General features: G+C 66.8%; 28 protein-coding genes and 1 pseudogene. 9 read left to right on the forward strand and 20 right to left on the reverse strand.

What is annotated here, in order from left to right; translation table 11 throughout:
* Positions 1–75 precede the first annotated feature (75 nt).
* The gene (locus BJF87_RS04475) at positions 76–543 is read left to right on the forward strand and encodes a helix-turn-helix domain-containing protein (protein ID WP_006358569.1); all 468 of its coding nucleotides are present in this window, start codon (positions 76–78) and stop codon (positions 541–543) included.
* Between the two features lie 4 nt (positions 544–547).
* Here BJF87_RS04475 and ccsB read toward each other — a convergent pair whose 3' ends face one another.
* From ccsB to BJF87_RS04510, 7 genes are all read right to left on the reverse strand, one after another.
* A complete protein-coding gene (gene ccsB, locus BJF87_RS04480) occupies positions 548–1573 on the reverse strand; it encodes a c-type cytochrome biogenesis protein CcsB (RefSeq protein WP_035753325.1) in 1026 nt (341 codons plus the stop codon).
* 21 nt (positions 1574–1594) lie between these two features.
* The gene (locus BJF87_RS04485; protein WP_035753327.1) at positions 1595–3325 is read right to left on the reverse strand and encodes a cytochrome c biogenesis protein ResB; all 1731 of its coding nucleotides are present in this window, start codon (positions 3323–3325) and stop codon (positions 1595–1597) included.
* A 13-nt stretch (positions 3326–3338) separates the two neighbouring features.
* On the reverse strand, positions 3339–4169 hold the full coding sequence (locus tag BJF87_RS04490; RefSeq protein ID WP_006358566.1) for a cytochrome c biogenesis CcdA family protein: 831 nt from the start codon (positions 4167–4169) through the stop codon (positions 3339–3341).
* Positions 4169–4762 carry a TlpA disulfide reductase family protein gene (locus BJF87_RS04495; protein WP_035753330.1) on the reverse strand — a complete coding sequence of 198 codons (594 nt, stop codon included), beginning with the start codon at positions 4760–4762 and terminating at the stop codon, positions 4169–4171. The genes BJF87_RS04490 and BJF87_RS04495 overlap by 1 nt, the downstream gene beginning before the upstream one ends.
* Before the next feature lie 19 nt (positions 4763–4781).
* Positions 4782–5408, reverse strand: coding sequence for a histidine phosphatase family protein (locus BJF87_RS04500; RefSeq protein WP_035753334.1), 627 nt, complete (start codon positions 5406–5408; stop codon positions 4782–4784).
* The gene (hemL, locus tag BJF87_RS04505) at positions 5408–6757 is read right to left on the reverse strand and encodes a glutamate-1-semialdehyde 2,1-aminomutase (RefSeq protein ID WP_035753336.1); all 1350 of its coding nucleotides are present in this window, start codon (positions 6755–6757) and stop codon (positions 5408–5410) included. The genes BJF87_RS04500 and hemL overlap by 1 nt, the downstream gene beginning before the upstream one ends.
* Before the next feature lie 97 nt (positions 6758–6854).
* Positions 6855–7772 (reverse strand): SGNH/GDSL hydrolase family protein, encoded by a 918-nt coding sequence (locus BJF87_RS04510; protein WP_372512918.1) that lies wholly within the window; start codon positions 7770–7772, stop codon positions 6855–6857.
* A gap of 115 nt (positions 7773–7887) precedes the next feature.
* On the opposite strand from BJF87_RS04510, the gene BJF87_RS04515 reads away from it, so the two are divergent.
* The 4 genes from BJF87_RS04515 to BJF87_RS04530 all read left to right on the forward strand — a co-directional run bounded on the left by BJF87_RS04515 (position 7888) and on the right by BJF87_RS04530 (position 13434).
* Positions 7888–9372: an NAD-dependent succinate-semialdehyde dehydrogenase gene (locus tag BJF87_RS04515; RefSeq protein WP_035753339.1), complete on the forward strand. Its 1485-nt coding sequence runs from the start codon at positions 7888–7890 to the stop codon at positions 9370–9372.
* A 127-nt stretch (positions 9373–9499) separates the two neighbouring features.
* On the forward strand, positions 9500–10102 hold the full coding sequence (locus BJF87_RS04520) for a YdcF family protein (protein ID WP_035753341.1): 603 nt from the start codon (positions 9500–9502) through the stop codon (positions 10100–10102).
* A gap of 120 nt (positions 10103–10222) precedes the next feature.
* Positions 10223–11656 carry a plasmid pRiA4b ORF-3 family protein gene (locus tag BJF87_RS04525; protein ID WP_035753343.1) on the forward strand — a complete coding sequence of 478 codons (1434 nt, stop codon included), beginning with the start codon at positions 10223–10225 and terminating at the stop codon, positions 11654–11656.
* 92 nt (positions 11657–11748) lie between these two features.
* A complete protein-coding gene (locus tag BJF87_RS04530; RefSeq protein ID WP_262338863.1) occupies positions 11749–13434 on the forward strand; it encodes a DUF222 domain-containing protein in 1686 nt (561 codons plus the stop codon).
* Between the two features lie 117 nt (positions 13435–13551).
* Here BJF87_RS04530 and BJF87_RS04535 read toward each other — a convergent pair whose 3' ends face one another.
* The 13 genes and pseudogenes from BJF87_RS04535 to BJF87_RS04590 form a co-directional block, all read right to left on the reverse strand.
* A complete protein-coding gene (locus BJF87_RS04535; protein WP_075862717.1) occupies positions 13552–13860 on the reverse strand; it encodes a hypothetical protein in 309 nt (102 codons plus the stop codon).
* Complete coding sequence (locus BJF87_RS04540) at positions 13857–14171, reverse strand: hypothetical protein (RefSeq protein ID WP_024497268.1); 315 nt, start codon at positions 14169–14171, stop codon at positions 13857–13859. The genes BJF87_RS04535 and BJF87_RS04540 overlap by 4 nt, the downstream gene beginning before the upstream one ends.
* Positions 14168–15004, reverse strand: a complete 837-nt coding sequence (locus BJF87_RS04545) for a phage major capsid protein (protein WP_075862718.1) — start codon at positions 15002–15004, stop codon at positions 14168–14170. Before BJF87_RS04545 ends, BJF87_RS04540 begins: the two co-directional genes overlap by 4 nt.
* 121 nt (positions 15005–15125) lie before the next feature.
* Complete coding sequence (locus BJF87_RS26580; protein ID WP_075862719.1) at positions 15126–15599, reverse strand: hypothetical protein; 474 nt, start codon at positions 15597–15599, stop codon at positions 15126–15128.
* A 531-nt stretch (positions 15600–16130) separates the two neighbouring features.
* Positions 16131–17476, reverse strand: a pseudogene (locus BJF87_RS04555) (phage portal protein).
* Positions 17473–18942: a terminase large subunit domain-containing protein gene (locus BJF87_RS04560; protein WP_075862720.1), complete on the reverse strand. Its 1470-nt coding sequence runs from the start codon at positions 18940–18942 to the stop codon at positions 17473–17475. The pseudogene BJF87_RS04555 and the gene BJF87_RS04560 overlap by 4 nt, the downstream one beginning before the upstream one ends.
* A gap of 412 nt (positions 18943–19354) precedes the next feature.
* Positions 19355–19630 (reverse strand): hypothetical protein, encoded by a 276-nt coding sequence (locus BJF87_RS04570; protein WP_075862722.1) that lies wholly within the window; start codon positions 19628–19630, stop codon positions 19355–19357.
* On the reverse strand, positions 19623–19784 hold the full coding sequence (locus BJF87_RS26040) for a hypothetical protein (RefSeq protein ID WP_158037454.1): 162 nt from the start codon (positions 19782–19784) through the stop codon (positions 19623–19625). Before BJF87_RS26040 ends, BJF87_RS04570 begins: the two co-directional genes overlap by 8 nt.
* A complete protein-coding gene (locus tag BJF87_RS26045; RefSeq protein WP_158037456.1) occupies positions 19781–19936 on the reverse strand; it encodes a hypothetical protein in 156 nt (51 codons plus the stop codon). The genes BJF87_RS26040 and BJF87_RS26045 overlap by 4 nt, the downstream gene beginning before the upstream one ends.
* A complete protein-coding gene (locus tag BJF87_RS04575; RefSeq protein ID WP_262338865.1) occupies positions 19933–21498 on the reverse strand; it encodes an AAA family ATPase in 1566 nt (521 codons plus the stop codon). Before BJF87_RS04575 ends, BJF87_RS26045 begins: the two co-directional genes overlap by 4 nt.
* A 319-nt stretch (positions 21499–21817) precedes the next feature.
* A complete protein-coding gene (locus BJF87_RS04580; RefSeq protein WP_075862724.1) occupies positions 21818–22039 on the reverse strand; it encodes a hypothetical protein in 222 nt (73 codons plus the stop codon).
* Between the two features lie 124 nt (positions 22040–22163).
* Positions 22164–22526, reverse strand: coding sequence for a hypothetical protein (locus BJF87_RS04585; protein ID WP_024497260.1), 363 nt, complete (start codon positions 22524–22526; stop codon positions 22164–22166).
* Positions 22523–23914 (reverse strand): recombinase family protein, encoded by a 1392-nt coding sequence (locus BJF87_RS04590; RefSeq protein ID WP_075862725.1) that lies wholly within the window; start codon positions 23912–23914, stop codon positions 22523–22525. The genes BJF87_RS04585 and BJF87_RS04590 overlap by 4 nt, the downstream gene beginning before the upstream one ends.
* Before the next feature lie 87 nt (positions 23915–24001).
* On the opposite strand from BJF87_RS04590, the gene BJF87_RS04595 reads away from it, so the two are divergent.
* The 4 genes from BJF87_RS04595 to BJF87_RS04610 all read left to right on the forward strand — a co-directional run bounded on the left by BJF87_RS04595 (position 24002) and on the right by BJF87_RS04610 (position 26680).
* The gene (locus BJF87_RS04595) at positions 24002–24196 is read left to right on the forward strand and encodes a hypothetical protein (RefSeq protein ID WP_075862726.1); all 195 of its coding nucleotides are present in this window, start codon (positions 24002–24004) and stop codon (positions 24194–24196) included.
* A gap of 148 nt (positions 24197–24344) precedes the next feature.
* Positions 24345–24935 (forward strand): DUF6642 family protein, encoded by a 591-nt coding sequence (locus BJF87_RS04600; protein ID WP_075862727.1) that lies wholly within the window; start codon positions 24345–24347, stop codon positions 24933–24935.
* Positions 24936–24962: 27 nt separating this feature from the next.
* Positions 24963–25586 (forward strand): hypothetical protein, encoded by a 624-nt coding sequence (locus tag BJF87_RS04605; RefSeq protein ID WP_075862728.1) that lies wholly within the window; start codon positions 24963–24965, stop codon positions 25584–25586.
* Complete coding sequence (locus tag BJF87_RS04610; RefSeq protein WP_075862729.1) at positions 25586–26680, forward strand: hypothetical protein; 1095 nt, start codon at positions 25586–25588, stop codon at positions 26678–26680. Before BJF87_RS04605 ends, BJF87_RS04610 begins: the two co-directional genes overlap by 1 nt.
* Position 26681: the final 1 nt, after the last annotated feature.

Here is a 26681-nt window from a genome sequence, read left to right on the forward strand (position 1 = left end):
CGGAACATACCCAGGGGTAGGGTAATGTCCTTCTCATCATCGACTCCACGATGGATGATCCGAGAGAAGGCGCCGTTGAACCCGGGACGATCTCCGCAAGGGGCGTCGACCGATGACGACCTGAGCTTCGCAGACAAGATCGGTCACCTGTTCGAGCACAGCCGTGACGAGAACGGGATCCGCTACACCGGCAAGAAGATCGCCGAGAAAGCGAACCGCTTGGGGTACTCGCTGTCGGATGCGTACATCTCGCAGCTCCGCACCGGCAAAGCTCGTACTCCGTCGTTCCGCACCGTCGAAGCCATCTCCCGTGCCTTCGACGTGAGCGTCACTTATTTCCTCTCCAATCCCGACGAGGACCTCGAGCGCGTCAGACAGCAGCAGAACTATGTCGAGATGCTCGAGGTCACCGGCAGCCACCTGGCCGGGATCGACCTCGGTTCACTGTGCCCGGACACGATCGATGCCCTCATCGATCTGCTGAAACTCGTGAAGTCACAGGCTCTGGCGAAGCAGGCCGAGACCCCGGAGCCCGACGCCTGACGGCTCAGAGGCCTGCGTACGAGTGCAGGCCCGAGACGACCAGGTTGATGATGAACAGGTTGAACAGCATCGCGACGAAGCCGGCGACGTTGATCCAGGCCGCGGCGGTGTTGCGCCAGCCTGCGGTTGCGCGGGCGTGCAGGTAGGCCGCGTAGATCACCCACGCGATGAACGACACCGTCTCCTTGGGGTCCCAGCCCCAGAATCGTCCCCAGGCGGCCTCGGCCCAGATGGCACCGCAGATCACGCCGAGGCCGAAGAGCGGGAAGCCGACGACAACGGTCTTGTAGGCGAGGCGGTCCAGGCTCTCGGCCGCCGGGATGTGGTCGACGATGCGACGCAGCGCGCCGCCCAGTCCCGGGCGAGCGGTGGAAGCCGCGTCGGCGGCGGGGTTCGATGCCCACCGCATCTTCATCAGGTAGAGGATGCTGGCGACGCCGGAGACCATGAGGATGCCCGAGGACACCGAGATGATCGAGACGTGCACGGCCAGCCAGTACGACTTGAGCGCCGGCACCACGGGCGCGGCCTGCGTGTAGAGCCAGCGGCCGGCGATGAACATCAGCAGGACGACCGGCAGCAGCACGAACGAGAGCAGCGGACGGTGTTCGGGCTTGCGCAGGATGACCAGCGCGGCGATCACACCGGCGGCACACGTCATCGAGACGAACTCGTACATGTTGCCCCACGGCACACGGTCGGTTGCCATGGCGCGCAGCACGATCGACGCGAGGTGCGCGACGAGCCCGACGATCACGACGGGCAGGCCCATGTTGCCGAGCTTGTCCCCGAACGTCCGCTTCGCCGGGCCCGCGACGCGACCCGGCACCCGGACGTCGTCGGAACCGGCCGAAGCCGAGGCGGTACCGGCGGCGACGAGTTCCCGCTCCTCGAGCCGGCGACCGCGAACCGCCGCCAGCGCACCGAAGAACAGGAACGCGGCGACCACGTACACGGCCATCGCGGTGCCGAACAGCAGGTCGGAGTAGCGTGCCAGCGTCTCGTCCACCTGGACGGTGCCGTTGTTCATCAGAGTTCCTTTCGCCGGCGCCTAGAGCCGCCGGGTCGCGCGCCGCGAGGTGGATTCGTCCGCGTCGTCGGCGACGAGTGCCGCCGCCTGATCTTCGAACCCTTCACCCCAGCCGGCCTGATCGGTACGGGCCAGACCGGCAATCTCTACTACAGTACGTCGTTTTCCATCGAGCGGTTCGGAGCCGGCCGGGTTTCGACTGCCGTCCTGCCCGGTGGTGACCGGTGCCGGGACGAGCCGCGCCCAGATGCGACGGCGGCGGATCAGCAGCGAGATCAGAAGCCCGCCGAGCATCACGATCGAGCTGACCAGCACCCAGATCTGTGCCGGGTCGTGGGAGACCTGCACCGACACCCACCGCTTGTATCCGTCGAAGGTGACGGTGGTGCCGTCGGCGGTGGTGTGGCTCTGGCCGATGCTCAGGTTCACCTGTGCCTGCCGCTGGAGGCGGCCCTGCTCGACGAGGTCCTGATCGAGGGAGTAGACGTTCTGCGGTTTGCCGGTGTCGAGACCGGTGTCGCCCTTGTAGACGCGGATCGCGACGGCCGGGTCGTCGGGCTCGGGAGACAGCGACGTCAGCAGGGTCCCGTGGTAGAGCGCGGTCGGCGCGAACAGGCCCTCGAGCGCGATCTGGTTCTTCCGTCGCTCGTCGGCGTCGGGATAGAGACCGGCCGGGGTGTCGTAGCGCACCGCACCCGAGGACAGCATCGTCTGCAGTTCGTCCGGGACGAACGGGACGGTCTGGGTGCGCTTCTCCCCGTTGGGGAAGGTCACGGTGAAGGTCGGGGCGAAGCCGTTGCCCAGCACGTAGACGCGGTCGCCGGCGACGCGCAGCGGTTCGTTCACGCGGACCGAGGTGCTGGTCCAGGTGTCCGGGGAGCCGACCTTGGTTCCCTCCGCGTAGCGGATCGTCGCGTCGTACATGTCGGGCTGCCCGCTTGGCAGGAAGGTCGCCGAGAAGTCGTCGACGCGGAAGCAGAACGGCGACAGGTCGGTGCCGTCGACGAGGTTGCCGGCGCGGAAGGAGTCGTAGACGGCGGTCGAGGTGTTGCACATGCCCTGCTCGCCGTCGGCGACGAGGATTCGCGTGCCCTCGTAGCCGAACATCTTTCCGGCCGCGATCGACACCAGCAGCGCGAGCAGCGCGAAGTGGAAGACCAGGTTGCCGAACTCCCGCAGGTAACCCTTCTCCGCGGACACCTCGACGCAGCCCTCGGGGTAGGCCTTGGACGGTTCGCGGACGACGACCTCGCGCCGCCAGCCGCGGAGCCGGCCGTTGATGCGCTCGGCGATCTCGTCGGGGGTGCCGTCGACGGTGTGCGTGACGTGCCGCGGGAGCCGCGACAGATTGCGCGGCGCGGCAACGGGTTTGGCACGCAGGCTGTGGAAGTGCTCGATCATCCGCGGCGTGAGGCAACCGACCAGCGAGACGAACAGCAGCACGTAGATGGCGGTGAACCAGACGCTGGAGAAGACGTCGAACAGCTGCAGTCGGTCCATCCAGGTGCCGAGCGTGCCGCGTTCGGCGATGTACTCGAGCGTCTTGGTCTCGTTCAGCTCGCGCTGTGGGAGGAGCGCTCCGGGGATCGCCGCGAGTGCGAGCAGGAAGAGCAGCAGCAGGGCGGTGCGCATCGAGGTCAGCGAACGCCACAGGTTGCGCAGCGGCCAGAGCACCCGGCGTCGGGCCCAGTGCGGCTTGGGCGCGCCGGGTTCGGGGGTGTCCACCTGGGGACGGTCGGAGACGTCGGTCATGGCTGCAACACGCTCAGATCGGTAGTTGGGTGTCGGTGACGAAGCGGACCTGGACCCAGACGATGAACTGGTCCCACCAGCCGGTCAGCAGTGCGACGCCCACGCCGATGAGGAGGACGCCACCGATGATCTGGATGGTCCGGGCGTTGCGGCGCAGCCAGCCGAGGCTGCGCAGGGCCCACGCCGAGGAGAATGCCAGCACGACGAACGGCAGGCCGAGGCCCAGGCAGTACGCGACGATGAGGGTCACGCCCTTGGCCGCGGTCGCACCCTCGGTGCCGCTGACGGTCGCGATGACCGAGGCCAGCGTCGGTCCGAGGCACGGCGTCCAGCCGAGCGCGAAGACCGCGCCGAGCAGCGGGGCGCCGACGATGTTGGAGACGCGCACCGGCTCGAAGCGGACCTCACGCTGCAGGGCCGGGATGAGGCCGATGAACACCAGGCCCATGGCGATGGTGACGACGCCGCCGATACGTTGCAGCAGTTCACGATTGAGGACGAACGTGCTGGTGACCCCCAGCACCGTCGCGGTGGCAGCGACGAACACGACGGTGAAACCGAGTACGAACAGGCCGGCGGCGAGCGCGACCCGTGAGCGTCCGGTCTTGGCTCCCTCGCCCGCCTTCACCGCGGGCGCCTCGGCGCCGACGAGTCCCGCGAGATACGACAGGTAACCGGGGACGAGCGGCACCACGCACGGCGACGCGAACGAGACGAGACCGGCCAGCAGACATGCCGCGAGGGCGAGTAGTAGCGGGCCGCTGGTCACCGTGTCGGCGAAGGTGTCGCCGATCGACGAGGCGAGGACGGTCGTCGTCAGGTCGGCCGTGGTGGGCTGGGACATCAGGCGGCACCCGTGGGTTCCGCGGCGACCCGCTTGACGACCTCGTCGAGTTCCTTGTCGGATACGGCCTTGAGGAAGACCGCAGCCGGCCGGTGCTGACGGTCGAGGACGATCGTCGTCGGGACCACCGAGGTCGGGGTGGTCAGTGCCGCCAGGGACAGGCCCGGGAAGTCGTAGATGGACGGGAACCCGACCTTGCGGTCGATCACGAAGTCCTTCGCGGAGTTCCGGTCGTCGCGCAGGTTGATGCCGAGGAACTCGACGCCGTCGTCGCGGTTGTCCTCGTAGACGCGCTCGAGGTCGTCGGCCTCGCCACGGCAGGGCCCGCACCACGAACCCCAGACGTTGATGACCACGACCTTGTCGGCGAACCTCGCGTCGGACAGCGACAGCGGCTGCCCGCTCACGAGGTCCTCGCCCTCGAGGCCGGCGATCGGTTTGCGGTCGGCCGGTTCGTAGGTGATGACCGTCTGCCCGCCGGGCGACACGAACTGGAAGGTGTTCCCCTGTGCCACCGCGTCGTCACCGGTGCTGCAGCCGCTGATCAGCAGGATCAGGGCCGACAGCACTGCCGGCAGGAGGAACTTGCGCACTGCTTCTCTACCTCTGGCTTCACGCACCGGTGGCCAGCGGGTCGGATGCACCGGCCGGCTCGGAGTAGATGATGTCGACGAGGGCGTCGTCGTCGTAGATCAGGCTGGTCAGCGAGGCCAGCGAGCACTGCCGCCGACGCGGGTCGTGCCAGAGGCGCTGACCTTCGAGGAACCGACGCAGCGTGTAGACGGGCAGCTGATGGCTGACGCAGATGGCCTCGTGGCCGCGTGCGGCGTCGCGGGCCTTGTTGGCCGCGGCCAGCATGCGGTGGGCCAGCTGAATGTACGGCTCGCCCCACGACGGGGTGAAGGGGTCACGCAGCTTGGGCCAGTGCCGCGGCTTGCTCAGCGCGCCGTCGCCGACGGAGACCTTGAGGCCCTCGAAGACGTTGTCGGCCTCGATGAGGTCGTCGTTGGTCTGGATGGACAGCCCGTGGGCGGCCGCGATCGGGGTCGCGGTCTCCTGCGCACGCTGCAGCGGCGAGGCGAAGACGGCCTTGACGTCGTGGTCGGCGAGGGCGTCGGCGACCGTCTGCGCCTGCGAGCGGCCGGTGCCGGAGAGCCGGAAACCGGGGAGTCGGCCGTAGAGGATGCCCTCCGGGTTGTCGACCTCTCCGTGGCGCATCATGTGGACGATCGTGTGCATCAGGCGTTGTCCCCCGGGGTGGCTGCGGTAGCGGCTGCTTGCGCTGCCGCGGGCAGCGCGTCGGCGATCTGCGAGAAAGCATCCTCGTCGAGTGCGGCGGACACAAACCAGGCCTCGAAGGCACTCGGCGGTGCGTACACCCCGCGTTCGAGCAGCGCGTGGAAGAACGGGGCGAATCGCCAGGTCTGCGTCGCATTCACCCCCGCGTAGTCGACGATCGGGATCTCCGGGTCGGTAGTGAAGAACACACTCAGGAGGTTGCCCGCCTTCTGCACGCGGTGGCTGACACCGGCTGCGGTGAGCGACTCCGTGAGCAGTCCGGCGAGACGGTCGGCGTTGGCGTCGAGCTTGTTGTAGACCTCGTGGTCGGCGTGACGCAGGGTGGCGAGGCCGGCGGCCACCGCGACCGGGTTCCCCGACAGGGTGCCCGCCTGGTAGACCGGGCCGGTCGGCGCGAGGCGTTCCATGACGTCGGCGCGACCACCGAAGGCGGCGGCGGGCAGGCCGCCGCTCATGACCTTGCCGAAGGTGTAGAGGTCTCCCGCGACTCCTTCGAGGCCATACCAGCCGCTCGGGCTCACCCGGAAGCCGGTCATGACCTCGTCCATGATCAGCAGCGCGCCGTGGCGGCGGGTGACCTCGCGGAGACCGGCGTTGAAGCCCGCGTGCGGCGCGATCGCGCCCATGTTGCCGGCGGCCGCCTCGGTGATGACCGCGGCGATGTCGTGGCCGTGCTCCTCGAATGCCTTCGCGACGGCCTTCAGGTCGTTGTAGGGCAGAACCAGGGTGTCGTGGGCCGACGCACCGGTGACGCCCGGGCTCGTCGGCAGACCGAGCGTCGCCAGACCCGAACCGGCGGCGGCGAGCAGGGCGTCGACGTGACCGTGGTAGCAGCCGGCGAACTTGATGATCTTGGAACGACCGGTGAATCCGCGGGCGAGCCGGATCGCCGACATCGTGGCCTCGGTACCCGAGTTCACCAGGCGCACACGCTGGACCGGATCGACGCGGCCGATGATCTCCTCGGCCAGTTCGATCTCGGCCTCGGTGGGCGCGCCGAACGACAAACCGCTGGTCGCCGCACGCTGCACGGCTTCGACGACGGCCGGATGCGCGTGGCCGAGGATCATCGGTCCCCACGAGCTGACGAGGTCGACGTAGGTGTTGCCGTCGGCATCGGTCAGGCGGCAGCCCTGGGCACTGGAGATGAAGCGCGGGGTCCCGCCGACCGCAGAGAAGGCACGGACCGGAGAGTTGACGCCGCCCGGGATGGCCTCGGCGGCGCGGGCGAACAGCGCAGCGGAGGAGTCGGAATGCTCGACGATGGGGCCGTCAACGGAAGGGGTCACGGCCTACAGTGTTCCAAATGGCACCGGGTGACCCAAATCGCCGCTGGTGAGAGGGTGCTCCGGATCACGCGGGGGTGTCAGATGGGGCCGTCGACGGTCAGTTCGCGAGCGCCTTGCGGACCTGCTCCGCGATCGCTGCCTGGCCCCGTTCGTTCGGGTGAACCCGGGCGGGTCCCTGCGCCGTCATCGGCTCGATCCAGCGTTGCGGACCGGCGCAGGCGTCGTGCCCCACCGACACCGGCAGCATGTCCACGAACCGGACACCCTCGTCCTCGGCAGCGCGTCGGCCGTACTCGTTGAGCGAGGTCTGCAGCTCGCGGATCATGGGGGCGTCGCCGACGGCGAGCTTCATCTCGGGGTAGCAGCCGACGGTCGGCGGCATCAGCCACGGATAGCCGACGAGCAGCACCTTCGCGTCCGGCGCCTTGGCCTTCACGTCGCGCAGCGCCTGACGGATGGCCGGATAGATGTCGGTGGCGACCGGCTCGATCAAAGAGCGTCCGTACCGATCGGTGCACGGCGAGCCGAGTGGATTGGTGTCCGCCGCTCGGCTGCAGAGCTCGATCGTCCGCCCATAGGTCCCCTTGTCGTTGCCGCCGATCATCACCGTGACGATGTCGGCGTCAGCGGTCAGGGCGTCGAGCTGCGGCGGCACCCCCTCGTGCTGGGCGTTCCGGAAGTCGGCGGTCTCGGCGCCGCCGCAGCTGACGTCGGTCAGCGAGAGGTCTTCCTCCGCGGCAACGATGTGCGCGAAGTTCTTCGACGAGCGCAAGCACAGGATCGGCGAGTCCTCCACCAGCGGCTGGACGCCGGTCCCCGCACTGAAGCTGTCGCCGAGGTTGACGTAATCCGTGCGGTTGTCGGCGGTCTGGGTCTCGGCGGATGTGGGCGGCGGGCCTGGGCTGCCCGCGGCGTCGTCGCTCGAGCAACCAGTCGCCAGGGTCGCGGCCACCGCGAGCAGGCCGAGACCGCGCAACAGGGAGCTGGTCCGACCGCATCGGTGTCGTGTGTCCACCAACCCATCGTGCGTCCGCGCGAAGGCGGTCGGCAACCACCGCCCGGCCGGTAGCGTTGAAAACGGCGTGCGAATGCCGAGGCTGCAACTCGAACAGACGAGGATGTGAGACCGCATGAACTCCAGCGATGTCGGCGACAGGGATGTGATCGATCCCCAGGCGGTTCTCGACGGGGTGCCGACCGGACTGTGGATCAACGGCCGCTCGACGCCGGCCGCCGACGGCGCCACCTTCGAGGTGTACGACCCGGCCACGGAGGAGTCGCTGACCTCGGTCGCCGACGCCGGGGTCGCCGATGCCCGCTCCGCGCTCGACCACGCGGTCGCCGTGTCCGACGAGTGGGCCGCGACGCCCGCCCGCGAGCGCGGCGAGATCCTGCGCCGGACGTTCGAGTTGCTCACCGACCGCGCCGACGACATCGCCCTGCTGATGACGCTCGAACTCGGCCGCGCACTCCCCGACAGCCGGGCGGAGACCAAGTACGGAAACGAGTTCCTTCGTTGGTTCGCCGAGGAGGCGGTCCGCATCGGCGGGCGGTTCACCCAGGCCCCCGCGGGCAACGGACGGATCCTCGTCGCCCATCAGCCGGTCGGACCGTGTCTGGCGATCACGCCGTGGAACTTTCCGCTCGCGATGGGAACGCGCAAGATCGGGCCGGCGCTGGCCGCCGGCAACGTCATGATCGTGAAACCGCCGCGGGAGACACCGCTGACGATGCTGGCGCTGGCCGAGGCCTTCGCGGAGGCGGGGTTGCCGCCCGGTGTGCTGTCGGTGCTGCCGACGAGTTCGAGCGGCGAGGTGTCCACCGCACTGATCACCGACGACCGGATTCGCAAGATCAGCTTCACCGGCTCTACGCCGGTGGGCCGCAACCTGCTCGGGCAGGCGGCCGAACGCGTGCAACGCACCTCGATGGAACTCGGCGGCAACGCACCGTTCCTGGTCTTCGACGACGCCGACGTCGACGCCGCGGTCGAGGGAGCGTTCGCGGCCAAGATGCGCAACGGCGGCGAGGCCTGCACAGCGGCCAACCGATTCCTCGTGCAATCCGGTGTCGCCGAGGAGTTCACCACCAAGCTGGTGGAGAAGATGTCCGACGTCGTGATGGGGCCGGGCTACAAGGACGGCGTGACCCTCGGGCCGCTGGTCAACGCCGATCAGCGGGACAAGGTCGCGGCCGCCGTCGAGCAGGCCGTGAGCGACGGAGCACGGGTCCGGCTCGGTGGGGAACGACCCGACGGTCGCGGATTCTTCTTCCCGGCAACGGTTCTCGACAACGTCGACCCGTATGCCCCGGTCACCCGGGAGGAGATCTTCGGCCCGGTCGCGGTGATCAGCACCTTCGACGCCGAGGACGACGCGATCGCTGCCGCGAACTCGACCGAGTACGGCCTGGCGGCGTACTTTTACAGCCGCGACCTGGAACGATGCATGCGCGTCGCGAGCCGACTGGATTCGGGCATGGTCGGGGTGAACCGCGGCGTGATCTCCGATGCCGCAGCGCCGTTCGGCGGGATCAAGCAGTCGGGCATCGGCCGCGAGGGCGGCAGCGAAGGAATCGACGAGTACCTCTCGGTGAAGTACATCGCGCTCACCTGAACCCTGCGCGACCTGATGATCCGACGATGGTTCGACGCTGATTCAACCTGTTACGTATGTGACTGGTGATGCAGATGTTATCGCGCCGAAACCTGCACGGCCGTGCTCATCCGTACACTTCGAGAGCATGCGTCTGAGAAGAATGATGCCCGCGATCGCCGTCGCCGCGGCGGTGACGACGGCCGGTGTTGCCGTCACCACCACCGGGGACAACAGCACAGCGAAGATCGAATCAGCCGCCACCAGTTTGGATTTCGGGAGCGTTGACCTCGGCAGTTCCGAGCTCGGCACCCCCAACAGCACGTTCCTCTGGGAAAGCCCGCCGACCCGCTACATCGTCGTCCTCGGCGCCAGGTTCGGCCAGTTCGGGCAGACACCGCAGATCATGACCCAGCGACTGAACGTCGCAGCGAACCTCGCCAAGAAGCATCCGTTCAACCGGATCATCGCCTCGGGCGGCGACACCCACTGGCTACCCATCGCCGAGGCACAGTTCATGAACATCGGCTTGATCCGACGCGGAATCCCGCCGTGGCAGATGGTCAACGAGGTCGCGTCGACCTCGACTGTGCAGAACGCCCAGAACACGGTGGCGATGCTGAAACGGATGGGCGGGACCGGCGCTCTCATCGTCACGAACGGCTTCCACATGGAACGCGCGATGAAGAATTTCCGCGACGCCGCCAAGGCCCAGGGAGCCCGGCTGACGTTCCGGCCGGCGTACGCATAGACACTTCCCCGCGGGGCGGTCCCCCTCCCGCCCGACTGTTTCCCTCCCGCTTGCCGGATCCGGTAAGCGGGAGGGAAACGGACACCGCGGGAAACGGGGGCCTGGCCTACGCTGGGCAGCATGCACGATCCTGGCCACGAATCGCCCGATGCCGAAGAACTGCGTCGCCAGTTCGAGTCGATGATTGCCGGCCTACAACCGAACGAACTCCCCACACTGTTGAATCAGCTCAGCGCTGCCGCCGCGGACAGGTTCATGCGACCTCCGTCGGTTCGTCATCGCAAGGAACCGCTCGCCGAGACCGTGGTGTTCCGCATCCGCGTAGATCTCGACGAGGCGCGTCCTCCCATCTGGCGCCGCCTCGACGTCCGCTCGGATGTTTCTCTCGGAGATCTGCACCGGATCATTCAAGCGGCGTTCGGATGGCTGGACTACCACCTCTATCGTTTTGCCCTGGGCGGCAGCCCATTCGACCGCAGGAGTGAACTGTTCCTGTGCCCGTTCGACGCCCAGGAAGGCGAGGAGGTGGGCACACCCGTCGCCGAGGTTCGCCTCGACGAGACGCTCCACGGACAAGGCGACGTCCTGCGCTACGTCTACGACTACGGCGACAGCTGGGAACTGACATTGCAGGTCGAAAGCGTCCACGAGGCGTCGAAGGACACCCCGTGGGCCCGCTGCGTCGGCGGTCGGCGAGCTGCACCGCCGGAGGACTGCGGCGGGATCACCGACGCGGAGTCACTCGCCGAGGTCGTCGACGACCCCGCACATTTCGACATCGACGAGGTGAACGCCGCACTCAGCGATCCCATCCTCTCGCTCGTCGATGCCGGAATCGATGGTCGTCTCGGCGTTCTGCTGTGCCGGATTCAACCGTTCGACGAGTCCGGAGCTCTGACGGCGAGCGCAGGTCGGCTGGCGAGTTCATCAACAATGGCGACGGGTGAGCAACTCGAGGCCGACCTGAACCCGTACCTGTGGTTCCTGCGTCGCGCACGTGATGAAGGATTCACACTCACCTCGGCTGGCTACTTGAAACCTGCTGACGTGGTTGCGGCGTCCAAGGTGTTGCCGACGATGAAGTACTTCTTCGGCGCCAAGAATCGAGAAGTCCAGAGCGCGCCGGTATTGCACTTCCGCGAGTCCATGCTTCGGATGGGGTTGTTACGCAAGTACAAAGGCCGCCTCCTGCCGACCCGAGCCGGAGCGAACCTCGCCGACGATCCGCAGGCACTGGCCGACCATCTCGCAGACCGGCTGCTGAACCAGAAGATGGATCAATTCAGCGAGGACGCGAGTCTGCTGATGCTCTTCTTCGCCGCCGCCTCCGAACCCGGCGACGAGATGCCACTCGAGACGATCGGCGCGCTGCTCACCGCGTATCGCTGGCAGGGCCCGGGCGGGCGCCCGATCCAGAAGTACGACCTCTATGACCTCGACAACGGAATCTACGAGTTCTTCGGAGCCGTCTCGCCCCCGGAACGGGGACTCCGAGGGGTGACGCTGAGTTCGACGGCCATCGAGATCGCGCGGCGCGCCATCCGACACCGCTGACCCACGTCTACTACCGAAAGTAGTTCTGGCGCCTGACGATCCGTCGGAGTCGTGCCGACGGTTTTGTCGGACCCCCTTCGTATGGTGGTGTCATGGCTTTCGAGTTCGGCACCATCGACCCCGGCGGGGATCTCCCCGACGCGGGGTTCGACGTGTTCGGATCACTCGCCGGCCTCTCGCCCGAAGCCCTGATCAGCACCGCCGTCTATTCGGCATCGATGAACGCCGCCAACACCTGCCGCACACTGATCACCGCCAGCCTGCTCCACGAACAACGCGAAGAAGAATACCTACTGCACCGCAGTGCGATTCACCCCGGCGAGGCAGGTTCCATCGACGAACTCCTCGACAGGACAGCACAAGCAGTTACCGGTGCGGACCCGTATGAACAGTTCGGGCCCAACGGATTCGAACAAGCCACCGCCGAACTCGGCGCCGCCCTGAACCTCACCCCCGCCGAGGCCCGCGATCTCATCCGCACCGGCGACGCCATGCGGTACCGACTTCCGCTGACCGGCACCACCCTGGCCTGCGGACGAATCGACCTCGACCGGTTCCTGATCGCACTCAAACGCACCGACTTCGTCGACAACGCCACCATGCCTATAGTGGACGCCGCGTTGGCCGAGGCAATCCTGGCGCGCGATCCGATGTCCACGGCGCGGTTCACCACCATGGTCGACCAGATCGTGCACAGGCAGGCACCTGATGCGGTCAAGCGCCGCAACGACCAGGCCACCCGGGACCGCGGAGTCAACATCCGACCCGACCGCCACCAGCCCGGCCAGTCGCGCATCACCGGACACTTCCCCCACACCGACGCCGCCGCCCTCAACGCCCAGCTGACCTCCATGGCCACCGGCGTGCACACCGGCGACCCGCGCACCATGCCCCAGCGCCGCGCCGACGCCCTACTCGCCCTCGCCCACGGCAGACAAACCCTGGACTGCCGGTGCGCCGACTGCACACCCCCACCAGCCGAGCAGAACCTCGACACCCCCGAGCCCGCCGAACCCGCCGACGCGGCAACACCCGACCCCGAGCCCACCCCCGTTGCTGTACCGGCCGTGACCGACACCGCCGCAACCGAACCCGAAGACAACGCGCCGGTCTCGGAGCCGACCGGCGACTGCACTTGCACCTGCACCAGTTGCCGCGCACCCCGACCGACCTACCACATCGTGGGCAACCTGACGACTTTGGTCGGGCTCGACAACGCACCCGGCATGCTCGACGGCCACGGGCTGATCGACGCCCACACCATGCGCCGGCTCTTCGCTGACGCGGTTCACACCTTCATCACCACCGGGGTGCGCACCGACCCGGCCGACGCCGACGCCCGGGCCGCGGCAGCCGCCAGCACCTACGTGCCGAGCAAGAAACTGCAAGCACTCGTCCGCGCCGGCGAGTTGTGCTGCACCTTCCCCGGCTGCAACCAACCGGTGTGGACCGTCGACCTCGACCACACCCACCCATACGACCACCGCCACCCCGACCGCGGCGGAAAGACCCTCCAACACAACCTCAAACCGTTGTGCCGGTTCCACAAGCGACTCGCCGTAGAACCCTTCTATCGAGAGGCCCGACGTGATACCAGACAGAACTGCATGGATAGACCGCTGCTGCAAGGCGCTGGACGAGTTCGACGAGCGTCACCTGTCCACCGAGCAGATTGCCGCGCTGACGGTCATGCTGGAGAACATCAACGCTCTGCATCAGGCAACCGCGGCGCCGGTGCTGCGCTTGGTGTAGGTGGTCGGCCACCACCTTTTCGGTGACGCCGACGAAAAGGTCTGCACCGCTAACCGTAGACAGCGAACGACCCCGGTTCTCCACCATGCCCAGAGGAGAGCCGGGGTCGTTCTGTGTCCTGAGTCAGTAACCCACCACTACCCTCAGGACACGTCGAGGGACACCACCTCGACTGCTCGGGCGCCCACCTGATCTGAGCGGGCGATGATCGGGCGGACGCTGCCGTCAGGCAACGTGACGATGTCGCCGACGTCGGGCAGGTTCTCGCCGGGTTGTACGTAGATGGTGGCCGCGGCGACGAGGTCCTCACCGTTGGCGTTGCGTACCGCCTTGGCGGTGAATTGCACCCGCGCCGGAATGGTGACCGGGTCGTCGTAGATCGGTCCGAAACTGCCCCGCCCGACGATCGGCCGGTAGGTCAGCCGTTGAGGGAGCAGCCGTTTCGGGATCATCGTGCACGCCTGCGGTAGCGGCCGAGGATCGCCAGCTCGGGCAACGTCCACCCGTCGATCACCTGACGCTGTACCTCGTAGTCGCCGATCTTCTCGGCGCGCAGGTTCTCAGGATTGGCGGCCAGGCGTGCGGTCGAGGTGAGGATGACCGTCTCGACGTCGGGCGCCGGCTGGTCACCAGAGAATCCACGACCGCGGGTGTAGGCGCGCACCTGGGCGGTGACGATCGGTAGCGCCCGCTCGGCCACGGCGGCGAGTTCGGTGTCGCCGTCGCGGCCGAGTAGGGCCACCACCTGAGAGGACTCGATCACGGCGTGGCGGTGAGGATGGTGACGGCCTTGGGCTGCAGCAGTGCCAGGTCGTAGCGGGCGACGACCCGCAGAGCCACTTCGTCGGTGTCGAAGTAGCGGGAGCTGTCGATGGTCACGCTCGGGCTCATGTCGCGGGCGATGGCCACCATGCTCATATCGGCCAGTGCTGCCTTGCCGGTGGGCATCTGAGCGGTCACGGTCACCGGGACACCGAACAGCACCTCTTGGCCGGCCTGGGTGAGATCAGGCTGCAGGATGTAGCGACCGTCGGCGTCCTTGACCTTGCGGATCGACAGGTAGTCGGCGGGGCTGAGGAACCAGCGGTTGGGCTTGACCTCGTTGGCGCGGGCGATGCCGATGCCGTCGAGCAGGCTGTCAGGCTCGTCGGCGTCGAGGGTGCCCGTCGCCACGCCGGACTGGTTGAGCAGGCCCTTGATGGTGTTGGAGGTGCCGGTGCCGGTGAACAGGGCGACGTCGAGGGCCTTCGCGGTATCAGTTACCAAGCGCTGCTTGAGGATTGCGTCGAGTGCCTGAGCCGACGAGCGGAGCACCTCGGAGGTGACTCGGCTGATGACCTTGAGGCTCTTGAGCGTTGAGGGCAGCATCGAGACTTCGTCGAGGCCGACGGAGCTTTCGGGGATGGTGCCGCCTTCGGCGACGAATCCGACGGTCAGACCGGACGCGATACGCGGGATGCGGATGGGTCCGTTGGTGTCGATGACCTTCGGGCCCGACGCGAGGAACACGGACTCGCTCTCGAGGGGCTGGACGAGTAGCTGCTGAATCTGGGTCTGTTGCAGCGTGGACAGGGTTGCGGTGGTCTGGGTGGCCATACGGGGCTCCTACGTGAGTGTTGGGGATTCACGTCGAGCGCCCGGCTCGCAACGTCTCTTAGACAGGCATCTGGCCTGCACCCATGATGACAGGATGCAGGCCAGATGACAACGGTTGTCGTTAGGCGGTGCCGCGCATGATGCCGAGCAGGTCGACACCGGTGGTGGTGCCGGACTCACCCTGCCCCACGGCACCGACAACCCGGCGGGCCTTCAGATGCGGCTTGGCCGAAAGCAACTGATCGATGGACACGGCCAGCTTGTCGGGGTCGTCGAGGTGGTCGGGATCGAACGGCATGTCGGTGGGGTCGGCGAGTTTGCCGGTGGCTCGGACGAGTTCGGTGTGCAGCCTCTTGGCGAGGTCGTCGGCGGCCTTGGCGCGGGTGCGGTAGTCGGCGTTCTCCTTGCGGAGGTCTTCGACGTAGGCCCGCGGAAACGTGTCGGGCTCAGGCTCCGGTGTCGGCTCGTTCTCGGTTGGCTCGTCGGGTTGCTGCGCCTCGCTGGGCTGCGGCTGATCGTCGGGCTGCGGCGTCGGGGGTGTCGTTGGCTCGTCGGGTTGCTGCTGCTCGTCGGGCTGCTGCGGATCGTTGGGCATCTGCGTTCTCCTTCTCGGTGGGGGTGGCTGGCTGCTGGGAGCAGCCACAGCCGGTGTGGGACCACATCGGGGTGTCGATGGGTAGGACGGTGCCGGCCAGGTTCTGACATGCCGGACAGGCACCGGAGTTCGGTACGCGCTTCCAGAACTGCACCTCGTGGCGGCGCAGACCGGAGGCGTAGGATTCGCGGGCGGTTTCCAGCGTGCGCCCGCGGGCGGTGGTGTCGAGTTTCGTGCGGGGGTCGGGGTCGTCGAGCGCTTCCCGAATCAGGTTGTGCAACAGTCGTTTCGGTGGGTTCGGCGCGGGTATGCCGACGGGTAGCGCCACCGTGCGCAGTTGCGCGGTCAGTACTGCGGCCAGGCCGACGTCGGCCAGGGTGGCGGCGCGGTGATCGTTGACGGTCAGCGCGGTGATGGCCAGCTCGACAAACATCTCCTCGGTCAGCTCACCGGCCAGGAGACGGTCGTAGAGCGCCTGGACGGAGTCGCTGGTGGACTGGGCCAGCGTTGCCACCCGGTCGGCGTAGGCGTTCACCGGGGCGCCTCAGAGGGCAGCAGGCTGGTGACGTCGGCGCCGGCGGAGTCCATCGCCTCGAGCCTTGTGGCGGTGCGGATCTCGACGATGTCGGAATCGCTGTAGCCCAACCGTTTGAGCGCGTAGGTCGCCGGCAGGAGACCCGCCTGGTAGAGCTTGGTGACCGCGTCGGCCTCCTGGGCGATCGAGCGGGTACTCGGGTCGGCCCACTGCACCGACGCCTGCACCTCAGCCGGATCGACGCCGTCACGCACCGCAACGATCAGCCGCGCCACCTGCTCCCAGGCGCGACCGAACAGCGCCTGCTTGGCTTCGGCGCGCGCGGTCAGCGCGGCCTCAGCAGCGCGCATCGCGTCAGCGCTGGCCGGGTTCGCCGAGGTGATGCCGACGTAGTGCGCCGGTAGCCCGCTGCAAGCCATGATCTGAGTGAGCAGCGCCTCGATGCTCGACGAGTACGCCGTCAGACCGGACGCTTCGAGCTGACCGAACTTGGCTTGCACCTCCTCGGCGATCATCATGCGGTTGTTCTCGGGATACGGGTTCTTCTCCTCCACGACCGGGTCGCCGTCCTCGTCGAGCACCGGGTTGCCCTCGTCGTCAACGACAGGTTCCTCGACGAGTTCGACGCCGGTGGCCCAGCGGCGCGGCCGGGCGTAGAACTCGGAGCCGACGAGCATGTCGGCGAGAATCTTGTTGAGCGCATCGACGAGCGGGATCAGATCGGCGATCTCGGAGACCGGGTCGCCGAGGATGCGGTCGGTGTTGGCCAGCCGCACCACCGGCACCACGCCGAGCGGATTGTCGAGCACCTCGACCGTCTCGAATCCTGCGGTGGTTGCGCCGGTGTTGTTGGCCCGCAGCCGGGTGATCTTGTCGGCCTCGAAAATCGTTGCCTCGGTGGTGGTGTCAGTGGTCCACCGTTTGCAGGCGGCGACGATCTGCCGGGTACCGGGATCGACCTTGACCGACATCTGATGCGCCGACTCGATGCTGACCTGCGGGCGGCCCTGAGCGTCAGCCCACACCACGACATAGTTGGCGCCAAGCAGCAGCGCTTCGCGGTGAGCGACCGGGGCGAGCTGGTCGAGGTCGTTACGCAACCAATCCGACCACACGTCGCGCCGGTGAATCCAGTGACGCGCAACCGTTCGGCGATCGACGTCACCGACAGACGACACAGATTCGAGGCGATGCGACCGAACCTGTCGCCCAACGCTTTCCGCGCTTCGGGGGCTAGGAATGCCAGCGGTTGTTCGCCGACGTAGTAGCGGTCCAGGACCGCGTAGCGGGCGGCAGGTGCGTCGATGCGTTGCAGCAGGGTGGTGTGCAGGGCGTTGGTCATGTGAAGCTCCTTGTTCGTTTCTTCTTCTTGGAGGCGCGCCAAGTGGCACGCGAGTGAGCCATGACCGCGCACGCGGCCAGGTCGATCTTTCGGGCCTTCGCCGACCGGCTGGCCTTGCTCAATCGGATGCCGCGGGCGTCCTCGACGATCACCGCCGCCCCGATGTGCTCGGCCAGGGTGCGGTCTCCGGAATGGCTGATCCGGCCGTTGAGGCACGCGTTGTACAGGTCGCCGGTCGCCGCGGTCAGCCGGGCAGGGGAGTGCGGGAACTCGACCACCGGCAGCCGCTCAGCCTCCAACGCTTGCAGGGTGCGCGTCCACCGGAACGGGTCGGCGATGATCTCCACCACCTGCCAGTACCGGCACGCCTTGCGTATCTCGTCCTCGACCTCGGCGATCGGCACCCGCCAGGTGGTGTCATCGCGGTCGGGCCGCTGCCACACCTTCACCTTGTCCATGTGCGGCTCGGTGGACACGGTGGCCACCAGCAGGGCGGTGGTGTCATCGGAGAACGACCCGTCGAGGGCGAGGACCACACGTGCCCCCTTGGGCACCGGATGCCCGGTCGACAGGTCTCCCCACACACCAGGAGGCAGGAACGCGCCGTCGGTGTCAGAGGCGAACTGACACAGGCGTGCTCGCCGGAACGTCGCCTCCCGCGTCTTTGGTGGCAGCAACGCGGTCAGGGCGTCGCGGTGCAGGAAGTCATCCAGGGCCGGGTTGGCGAGCTCCCAGCAGTGCTCGCAGTCGACGGGGTGACCCTCGAACCCGGCGGCCGAGTGTTCCCGCCACACCAAGCTCGTGTCCTCGGGATGCTCGTCGGCGTAGTTGCGCAGATCGGCCAACACCTGGTCGTTGGGGTCAGGGCCGGGTGTGCCGATACAGACCAGCGTCGAGCGCTCCCGCTTGCCCTGCGCCAACGTCAGCACCTCGTAGGAGTCCCTGTTGGCCACACCAGCCTCGTCGAGGATGGCCAGGGTGTAGTCCAGGCCTTCGAGGCGCTTCGGTTCGGCAGGCAGGCAGTGGAAGTAAGAATCGGTCGTCGGGTTGTACAGCCGCTCCTTGAACACCTGCACCCGGCCGGCGAGGTCGGCGTCGAGCTCCACCATGCGCCGGGCGATGCCGAACACGATGCCGGCCTGACGCTCATCGACAGCGACCACACACACCACCGCGCCCTCACCGTCGGTGAAGAACCGATACAGCCCGTAGGCGGCCACCAGCGTGGACTTGCCCTGTCCTCGAGGCAGCATCCAGCCCGCGGTGCGCGGCGTCGGCGTGGCGTCCTCCACCGACCCGATCAGCTCGCGTTGCCAGTCCCGCAGCCGCAACGCTTTGAGCGCGTTCGTGCCCTTCGGAACCTTGATGAACCGCTCACAGAACTTGGCGAACCGCGCCGACCCGGTGACCCTCGGCGACCACGGCAGCGGTGTCGGGTCTACCGCGGCCTTCGGCCCCGCCTTCACGCCGCATCACCGCCCGACGGGTACCCCCTGGGGGTGTGTAAGGGCCTTCGCGGCTCCCCCCGTCCGCCTCCGCGCCCCCCTCGCAGGGGCTGCCCCCCAGGGCGTGCGCGGCCTTTTCTGGCGTTGCAGCGGCGACACAGGACGTCCACGTCGGCGAGGCGGATCGGTTTGCCGGCGTCGTGGCGGCGCCAGGCTTCCTCGCTGTGGTCGCACGTGAGGTCCTCGCGGGCGCCGCACGACGAGCAGAACGGTTGCAGGCGTCGGGCTTGGCGGCTGAGCTTGTCCCAGGCCGTCGTGTAGCCGACGCTCCGCGATGGTCGGACCTCCGGCGGGCGGTTGGCGCTGCGGTGCGCGCTGGCGCAGTCGTAGCAGCGGGTGGACTCTGCGGGCTCACCGCAGCCCATGCAGGGCATCACGGCTGGCCGTCCTGGTCGTCGAGGGTCACCATGAGGCGGAACCACGCCGAAAGCTCCACTGGCACCTTGTGGTGGAGGCGGCAGTCGTCGGCGAAGGCGATGGTGATGGAGCAGCCTGCGAGCCACATGTCGATGCGTTCGACGTCGGTCAGGCTCTTCATGTAGGCGAATGCGTCGAGGCGTCGGCCTTCGGCGACGAGGGCACACAGGCTGAGGTAGTGGTTGATCGAGTCGCGGTGGTCGAGGTCGTTGAGGTTGGTCGGCTCAGTCATCGGTCATCCCCTTGATGGCGTGGTTGTAGTGGTCGAGTACCGCAGTGAGGTAGGCGAGTTGGGCGTCGTTGAGTCGGTCGTGGTTGATGCGGGCGGCCAGGCCGTAGAGCCGGGTCACCAGGCGGCGGCGGGTGCGGGTCTGTGGCTCGGTCATGCGCTGCCCCTCTCGCAGCGCCGGGCGTACTCCGACTCCGACTCGGTGATGTGGTCGAGGCGGTCGCGAGTTTCGGGTGCGAGGTCGTCACGCTCGTCACGGAGGTAGATGACTGCGGTGAGGCCGTAGGGCAGGCGACGGGTCTCGATCACGATGCACACCCCCCGCACGTATCGACGAGGTCGGAGGGCAACGAAATGCCACAGACCGAACAAGTGCCTAAAAGGGTGGTGTTGTATCCGTTGTATGTGTTGAAAGTGGAGGGGTTCTGAGGCTCCGAATTCAACAATTCAACAGATACAACACCCCTATAGGTGCCCCTCTTCGGTTTCGTCAGTCGTCCCGACTCGTAGAGGCGGCTCAGGATCACCCCGGCGTGCTTGTTGTCCACACCGAACTCCGCTGCCACCTCAGCTGGCGTTGTGGCGCCGCGCCCGTTGACGTACTCGAGCACGTCGATGCTTAGATCGCCGAGCCGCTGACGGTCCTTCCGCGTCTCGCCTTGGCTTTCGGCGGCTTCGATGCTGTCGCCGTCTAAGCGCCAACGCCCGTCCTCGGTCACTAACGCCACTTCGCGTTCGACGATGTCGCGCCCGGTCACTGCGAGGGTGGCCTCGTTGCTCTTGCGTGGTCGTTGCAGCACCAGGACGAAGTCGGCGGCACCGGCGATGCCTTGCGTACCGCTGACGCTGTCGACGAAGTCCTCACCGCTACTCTTGCGGGTGTGGTGGACAGCCAACAAGCACGCGCCCGGCACGACGTCGACAAGCGCCTTGAGCTCTGAGCCCGTCTGGTAGTCCGCCAGGTAGGCATCCTCACCCGAACGACGCTGTTTGCGCGCCTTGCCGAGGGTGTCGAGGATGACCAGTGGCTCGTCACCGCGGTGTTGATCGAGCCACGCTGCGATCGTGGGGATCACCTGACCGGGCACCACACTGGTCAGGATGTCGAGTGCCTTCGGTAGCGGGTCGGTGCCGTTGATCGCACGCAGTCGGTATTGCAGGCGCCTGTGCCCGTCCTCCAGCGCGAGGTACAGGACCGGCCGCTGCTCGACCTCGATGGTGCCGAGCGCACGACCACCGGACGCACACGCGAGCGCGATATTGCCCATCAGCCACGACTTGCCGGCCTTCGGTGGGCCGACAATGAGTCCCGATCCTTCGGTGATGATGCCGGGTACGTGCTCGACGAGGTCGGCGAAGGTCTTGCAGTCCAGCTCGGCGGCAGAGATCAAGCCCGCCAACAGGTCTGGGCCTTCCTCGACCGGCACCAGCTCGGCTACGGTGTGACCGCTTTGGATATGGTCGGTGAAGTCTTTGCCTTCGGCGGCCTGGACGATGACCACAGACGTCGCGATGGGCTCGAGGAGATCACCGACGCGGCGGGCGTGTTCGAGGCCCTTCTCGTCGCGATCAGCCACCACCACGACGGGTCGATGCTTGAGCGGTGACCAGTCGTAGCGTTCTGGCCGAGTGCTCGCGCCCTGCCGCGGCGAGACGGCCACGACCCCGTCGAGGTCCATTGCGGTGTTGGCGTCCTTTTCACCTTCAACCACGTAGACCGTTTGCGCGTGATCCTCGGGTAGATACTCGACACGGTAGAGCGACCGGTCTGCCTTGTTGCCACTCTGCGAGAAGCGTTTTCCCGATCGACGATGCACCACCGCACCGCCGGCATAGCGGTACTCGACATCGTCGTCGTAGAGGTCGTGCATATTCATTCCGAGAGCCTCGACAACCTCGGCGCGGGCACACCCGGCGAAGCAGTGGATTACCGCCCGGTCACCGGCCCGTCCGACCGACACCCTCAGTGAGGGGTTGCGGTCGTCGTGCGCGGGGCATTGCGCCATTGCATCGTTTCGGCCGCGGTCCTCGACCCTGCTGCCGTTGGCTCGAAGAGCATCGATGACACGCTCGTATGCGCTGCTCATTCGCCACCACCGCCGATAGACTGTGTGGTGTCGGCTTGCTTGGTGGCGACTGACTTGGAGAGGTCCTCGTGTGGCGCGGGGGCCTCTTCGCCGTTTGCGGGCCTCAAGCTGCACCGCCGCCCTGACGCGCGGGCCGGAGCAACTCCGCAAGGCGGGTGCGTTGCTCATCGGTCAGCGGTGGCGCTTCGGCCAGAACCTTTCCGACGTAGCTTTCGATGTTGGCGAGCTTGAGATCACGCCGAGCATCGATCAGTGCGGGGTCGTCAGGTCGCTTGACGCGTGAGAGCGCGGCGACACGCGCTCGATGATGGGTCGGGGAAGACAACAGAAGCCTCCGAGCATGGGTTATTCACCCTCTGCTGGGAGGCTTTCTGACGATCCGCGGATTCCGATAGCACGAGGGCCTTGAATCCATATCCGCGTGGAACGCTTGCTAGAAACAGTAGCAGTTACTTGCCACGGAAGCGCAGCGCAGCGGCAAGTTCGGCGAGTCGCAGCTCGACGACACCACGCTTAGTCAGCTCGGCGAGGCAGTCCCACAACGGCAGGTTGTCGCGGACCACCACGCGCGTGTGGCACTGCTGGCACGACAGGCGATAGCGCCGAGCGAACACCTGCTCGGCGGGTGCTCCGATCGTGGTCGAGGGCCGACCAGACTCGTCGAGTACCTGCACCATCCTGACCAGATCGCGGCGATACCCGGCGAGCGGATGCTCGAGAGTCCAGCCGCGACCGAGCGCGTCGTGATGCACGAACCGCGCGACGTCCTCGCGCTCGTGTTGGGAGTCGCAGTAGAGCGAGATGCTTGTCATTTCCACACCACCTGTATCCGTTTGGGATCGAATCTGACGCCGTCGGTTCCCCTGTGCCCCTTACCCACCGGGGCGATGACCACCTCGGCCAGCACACCCAGGATCGCACGCAGCCGATCAGGGCTCAGCGACTCGACCGCGGCCACGACGTCGTCGGTGCCCAACGGCAGCCCGTCGAACACGCGCACCTTCTCGGCGTCGTGCGCCTGCACCTCGAGGGATCGTATCTGCTCGGTGATCCGGTCGGTGGCGCGCTTGGCCTGGGCGCCGGTCAGCAGTCCGTCGGCACGCTCGTCGGCGATGTCATCCAGCCGTGCGAGCAGAGTTGCCCGCTGGGTGCGCAGCGCCTCGACGTCGGCCTCGTCCTGTTCGACCTCGAGCAGGGTCACCGCATCGGGCATCGCCAGCCGGCCGGCGATGAGTTCGTATACGAATGGCTCGATGTACTCGGCGCGGATCGACACGCCGTGGCATTGCTTGCAGCCGTAGACGATTGCCTTGTCGAGCGTTTGCTTACCGGCCATCTGATCGCCGCCGCACTTGCCGCACGTGAGCATCCCGGTCAGCAGGTGCCGACGCACACTCTTACGGCCAGGGCCGCGGCCAGGAGCTGTGAGGATCGTCTGTGCCGCTCGCCAGGTGTCCTCGGCGATCAGACCGGGCCACGTGCCAGGGCCGACGATCTCCCCACGGTGAGCGCGCAGGCCGGCGTTACGCGGGTTGCGCAGGAACAGGCTCATCGTCGTCGGCGTCCACGGCTTGCCGGTCAGTCCGTAGAGTCCTGCCGAGTTCCACTGGCGCACAATGTCACTGATCGAACCACCGGCGAGGATCGACGCGTACGCCTGGGCGACCAGCGGCGCGGTCGTCGGGTCCGGCTGGTGGGTGTCGTCGAGGTAGCCGAACGCGCGGCGCCACTTCGGTTTCCCGAGCTTCGCCATCTGAGAGAACGCGCGGCGTTGCCGCTCGGACTTGTGCTCGACCTCGGCGGCTGACACCGATCCGAGGATTGAGGCCATCATGCGGCCGGACGAGGTCGACAGGTCGAGGTCGCCCGCGGTGACCGTGCGGATCGCGACGCCGTCGGCCACGTCGAGCAGGCGCACCAGATCGGACAGCTTGCGATAAAGCCGGTCGGGGTGCCAGCACACCACCGCGTTGACCTCGTCGCGCTTGATCGCGTCGAGCAGTGCCTCGAATCCGGGGCGCGTCTTGCCGCTGTAGGCCGACAGGTCGTTGTCGTCGTAGGTGGCGGCTACCGTCCACCCCAGGCGCTCGGCCAGTGCGCGGCAGTCCTCCAACTGGCGCTCGACACCGAGCCGTTCGCCCGTGCGGTCCAGGGATATTCGGACGTAGATCGCGGCTTTGCGCGTCGGGCTGATCGGCATACCCTAGAGTGTACTTCGCGTAGTCGCATACACCACCGCATCAAAACCTTTGGCAGGTGGCGCGACTCCCAGGACGAGTACCTCGCCGTGTGGTTCGAAGCCCCCACCGGCCACACCTACCTGGGCAACCCGTACACCGGGCGAGACCTGTTCGCGTCGTTGAAAACCCAGCCACCCGACCACCCGGCGCGGCAACGACTCACCGACGAGCGCGACCACCGCACCGACACCCATCGTCGACAACAAGACGAGTGGGACCGAAACAACCCGCCACCGTTCTGACACAGAACAAGTGCGCGGGCGGCTGAAGGCCGGCTTCGATATGCCGACGGGGGGCGATTCGCTGCGCGAATCGCCCCCGAGGTGTAGCGCTTTGCGTGATGGGTATCAGTAATCGTGTTGATGATTAGTTCGCGGTCGGAGGGAGCCTATGGGAACAAAATCGACACTTGGGGTCTTCTGTCTCGAAGGCGATTGGAACGTCGAGGATCCGGCGGACCGGCTGACGATCGAGCCTGCGCTCGAGATGCTCGATCGGGTGGGTGTTCTGAAGCTCCACCACCGGAACGTCAATACGCATGCCGAACTGTGGCGTCATCTTGACAACTGGAATACCAAGGCATTTGATGCGTACCGCTTCCTCTACCCCGGCTTCCACGGCGAACCGGAAGTCTTGGACATCAGCGGCGACCCCCTCGGCCTCGACACCTTGGGCGCCAGGCTGCAGGACCAGTGCTGGCAAAGAGTGGTCTTCCTCTCGTCATGCGGCGCGCTCAATAGTTCAGACGAGTCCTTGAAGAAGTTCTGCAAGAAGGCAGATGCCGATGCGGTCGTTGGATACACTGAGAACGTCGACTTCGTCGAAGCTGCGGCGTTCGAGATGATCCTTTTCGGGTACTTGGCCGCAATGCCTTTCGGAACCAAACCACCCCGGTCGATGTACAAGCGCGTCACTGAGAACTTCCCGGACTTCACACACCGGCTCGGCTTTCGAGTTGCCACGAAGACCTGGGTTTCGTGAATGCCCGAGTAGTGAGCGGAGGTCGAAATGAACGAAGCGGGCAGACTGGACGACTACATCACGGCCGCCCTGGGCAACGGCTTTCAAGCGTGGCCAGGGGGATGGCCGGGTGAGATCGAAGCCGCCTTGGTCGACGCGGTCTTCTCGATCCGCGCCCGGTACGGTGGACCAGAGAGCGGTGTGCGTGGAGTCGTCAAGAGGTGGCGCGAGCGAGACGGACGCACCGGAAAGATCGACGACCTGGAGGCACTCGCCGCCGCTGATCCAGTGGAGTTCGTGAGAACGGTCAACAACTCCGCGCAGGCGAGCGGGCGCCTCAAGGGCGAGATCGTCGTCGACGCGGCGAACGCACTCACTGCCGTTGGACTCCGTCACGCGAGCGACTTCACCAATTCGATAGAGCAGAAGAACGCTTACCTATCAGTTAAGGGCTGCGGATCGGTGACGTGGTCATACTTCGGCATGTTGCTCGGTGAGGCTGATGTCAAGGCAGACACGTGGATTGTCCGCTTCGTGGAGAAAGCGCTGGCGCCACCCGCGCGGACTGAGGAAGCCCGTGAACTTCTAGCCACAGTCGCGACGATGCGTGATGTCAGCGCCACCGCGCTGGATCACGCCGTGTGGGAGTACGCGCGCAAGAACCTCGGCTGATGCCCGTCCGAGGACAATCCGAAGAGCGACGCGTCCACCTCGTCGGCGTGGCGCCGTGGCAGCAGGCCGTCGATTTCTACTACAACCCCGACGACGATCTGGACCTCGACGATCTCGGGTTCACGTTTCCCGCGCGCTGGGCCGCGGGAGATCTGTTTGTCATCGTGACGACGGACAGCCCGGCGTCGGCCGTCGTCGTGGTGGAGGAAACCCACCACGACTCCACGGGTCCGGACTCGTACGACCAGTATCTGGGACCGTTCGACGGACTCTCGGTGAGAGCTGTCGAACGCCGGCTCGGCACTCCCCTACCGAGCGCCCCGGCAACCCTCGACACGGCGTCGAGCGAACGGTTGATCGCGGCGATCTCGGCCGAGGAGAAGTCTCCGACGCCGTGGCGTGAGTTGGACGAGCGGGGATGCGTTGCTCACTCTGAACCTGTCGAACCGTACTCGCGGTGCGCATGCTGCGGGAAGTGGGCAGACGAGGAGCCGGTCCTCGTACATCACCTGCTCGTCGATATCCAGGAGTTGGAGTTCTTCGGTTACGGCCCGATCGTCGTGTGCCTCACCTGCCACGACCTGCTTCATCGTCCACTCGCGCCGAGCTCCGACGACCTCATGTTCGGTTTCCGCCCGTTGTGCCCACGCTGTTCGGCGATACGCACCTGCCAGGTGGACCGGGGATTCCCTGCGGGACCACCGGGACCGGGAACCCTCCTCGCCGGTTGCGTCATATCTGACCCAGTGACCTTCGAGTATCGCTGCGACTCATGCGAGTACGAGTGGACCGATGACGACGATGGTTACCAGCCGTTGCCTGCAGAATTCGACGACGATGTGGTGGTTCGAGCCCGCATCGCGCCGATCCCCGAGGGGGTCTACCGCCCGTACTCACGCACAGGCGAGCCCGGTCGGGTCGTCATCGGGCGGTATGCGCGGCGAGGGCCGGGACCCCACGCCGCCGCCTGGGGCGACGCGATCCACCACGAGCTCGTCGGGCAGGACGGGCGTATCTACCTGGTCGACCCGCCGACGGTGAGGTCTGCGGAGCCCCATACGTGGGAGACCCAGCAGCCGTCTGACGACAGGTAGG

Origin of the sequence: Gordonia sp. CNJ-863 (assembly GCF_001942325.1) — a bacterium.
GTDB classification, from domain to species: Bacteria; Actinomycetota; Actinomycetes; order Mycobacteriales; family Mycobacteriaceae; genus Gordonia; species Gordonia alkanivorans.

Coding starts and splice junctions, on each gene's coding strand:
- ccsB (WP_035753325.1), bottom strand. CDS start 1,573: ATGAACAACGGCACCGTCCAGGTGGACGAGACGCTGGCACGCTACTCC.
- BJF87_RS04485 (WP_035753327.1), bottom strand. CDS start 3,325: ATGACCGACGTCTCCGACCGTCCCCAGGTGGACACCCCCGAACCCGGC.
- BJF87_RS04490 (WP_006358566.1), bottom strand. CDS start 4,169: ATGTCCCAGCCCACCACGGCCGACCTGACGACGACCGTCCTCGCCTCG.
- BJF87_RS04500 (WP_035753334.1), bottom strand. CDS start 5,408: ATGCACACGATCGTCCACATGATGCGCCACGGAGAGGTCGACAACCCG.
- BJF87_RS04515 (WP_035753339.1), top strand. CDS start 7,888: ATGAACTCCAGCGATGTCGGCGACAGGGATGTGATCGATCCCCAGGCG.
- BJF87_RS04520 (WP_035753341.1), top strand. CDS start 9,500: ATGCGTCTGAGAAGAATGATGCCCGCGATCGCCGTCGCCGCGGCGGTG.
- BJF87_RS04525 (WP_035753343.1), top strand. CDS start 10,223: ATGCACGATCCTGGCCACGAATCGCCCGATGCCGAAGAACTGCGTCGC.
- BJF87_RS04530 (WP_262338863.1), top strand. CDS start 11,749: ATGGCTTTCGAGTTCGGCACCATCGACCCCGGCGGGGATCTCCCCGAC.
- BJF87_RS04535 (WP_075862717.1), bottom strand. CDS start 13,860: ATGATCCCGAAACGGCTGCTCCCTCAACGGCTGACCTACCGGCCGATC.
- BJF87_RS04545 (WP_075862718.1), bottom strand. CDS start 15,004: ATGGCCACCCAGACCACCGCAACCCTGTCCACGCTGCAACAGACCCAG.
- BJF87_RS26580 (WP_075862719.1), bottom strand. CDS start 15,599: ATGCCCAACGATCCGCAGCAGCCCGACGAGCAGCAGCAACCCGACGAG.
- BJF87_RS04570 (WP_075862722.1), bottom strand. CDS start 19,630: ATGACTGAGCCGACCAACCTCAACGACCTCGACCACCGCGACTCGATC.
- BJF87_RS26040 (WP_158037454.1), bottom strand. CDS start 19,784: ATGACCGAGCCACAGACCCGCACCCGCCGCCGCCTGGTGACCCGGCTC.
- BJF87_RS04575 (WP_262338865.1), bottom strand. CDS start 21,498: ATGCACGACCTCTACGACGACGATGTCGAGTACCGCTATGCCGGCGGT.
- BJF87_RS04585 (WP_024497260.1), bottom strand. CDS start 22,526: ATGACAAGCATCTCGCTCTACTGCGACTCCCAACACGAGCGCGAGGAC.
- BJF87_RS04590 (WP_075862725.1), bottom strand. CDS start 23,914: ATGCCGATCAGCCCGACGCGCAAAGCCGCGATCTACGTCCGAATATCC.
- BJF87_RS04600 (WP_075862727.1), top strand. CDS start 24,345: ATGGGAACAAAATCGACACTTGGGGTCTTCTGTCTCGAAGGCGATTGG.
- BJF87_RS04605 (WP_075862728.1), top strand. CDS start 24,963: ATGAACGAAGCGGGCAGACTGGACGACTACATCACGGCCGCCCTGGGC.
- BJF87_RS04610 (WP_075862729.1), top strand. CDS start 25,586: ATGCCCGTCCGAGGACAATCCGAAGAGCGACGCGTCCACCTCGTCGGC.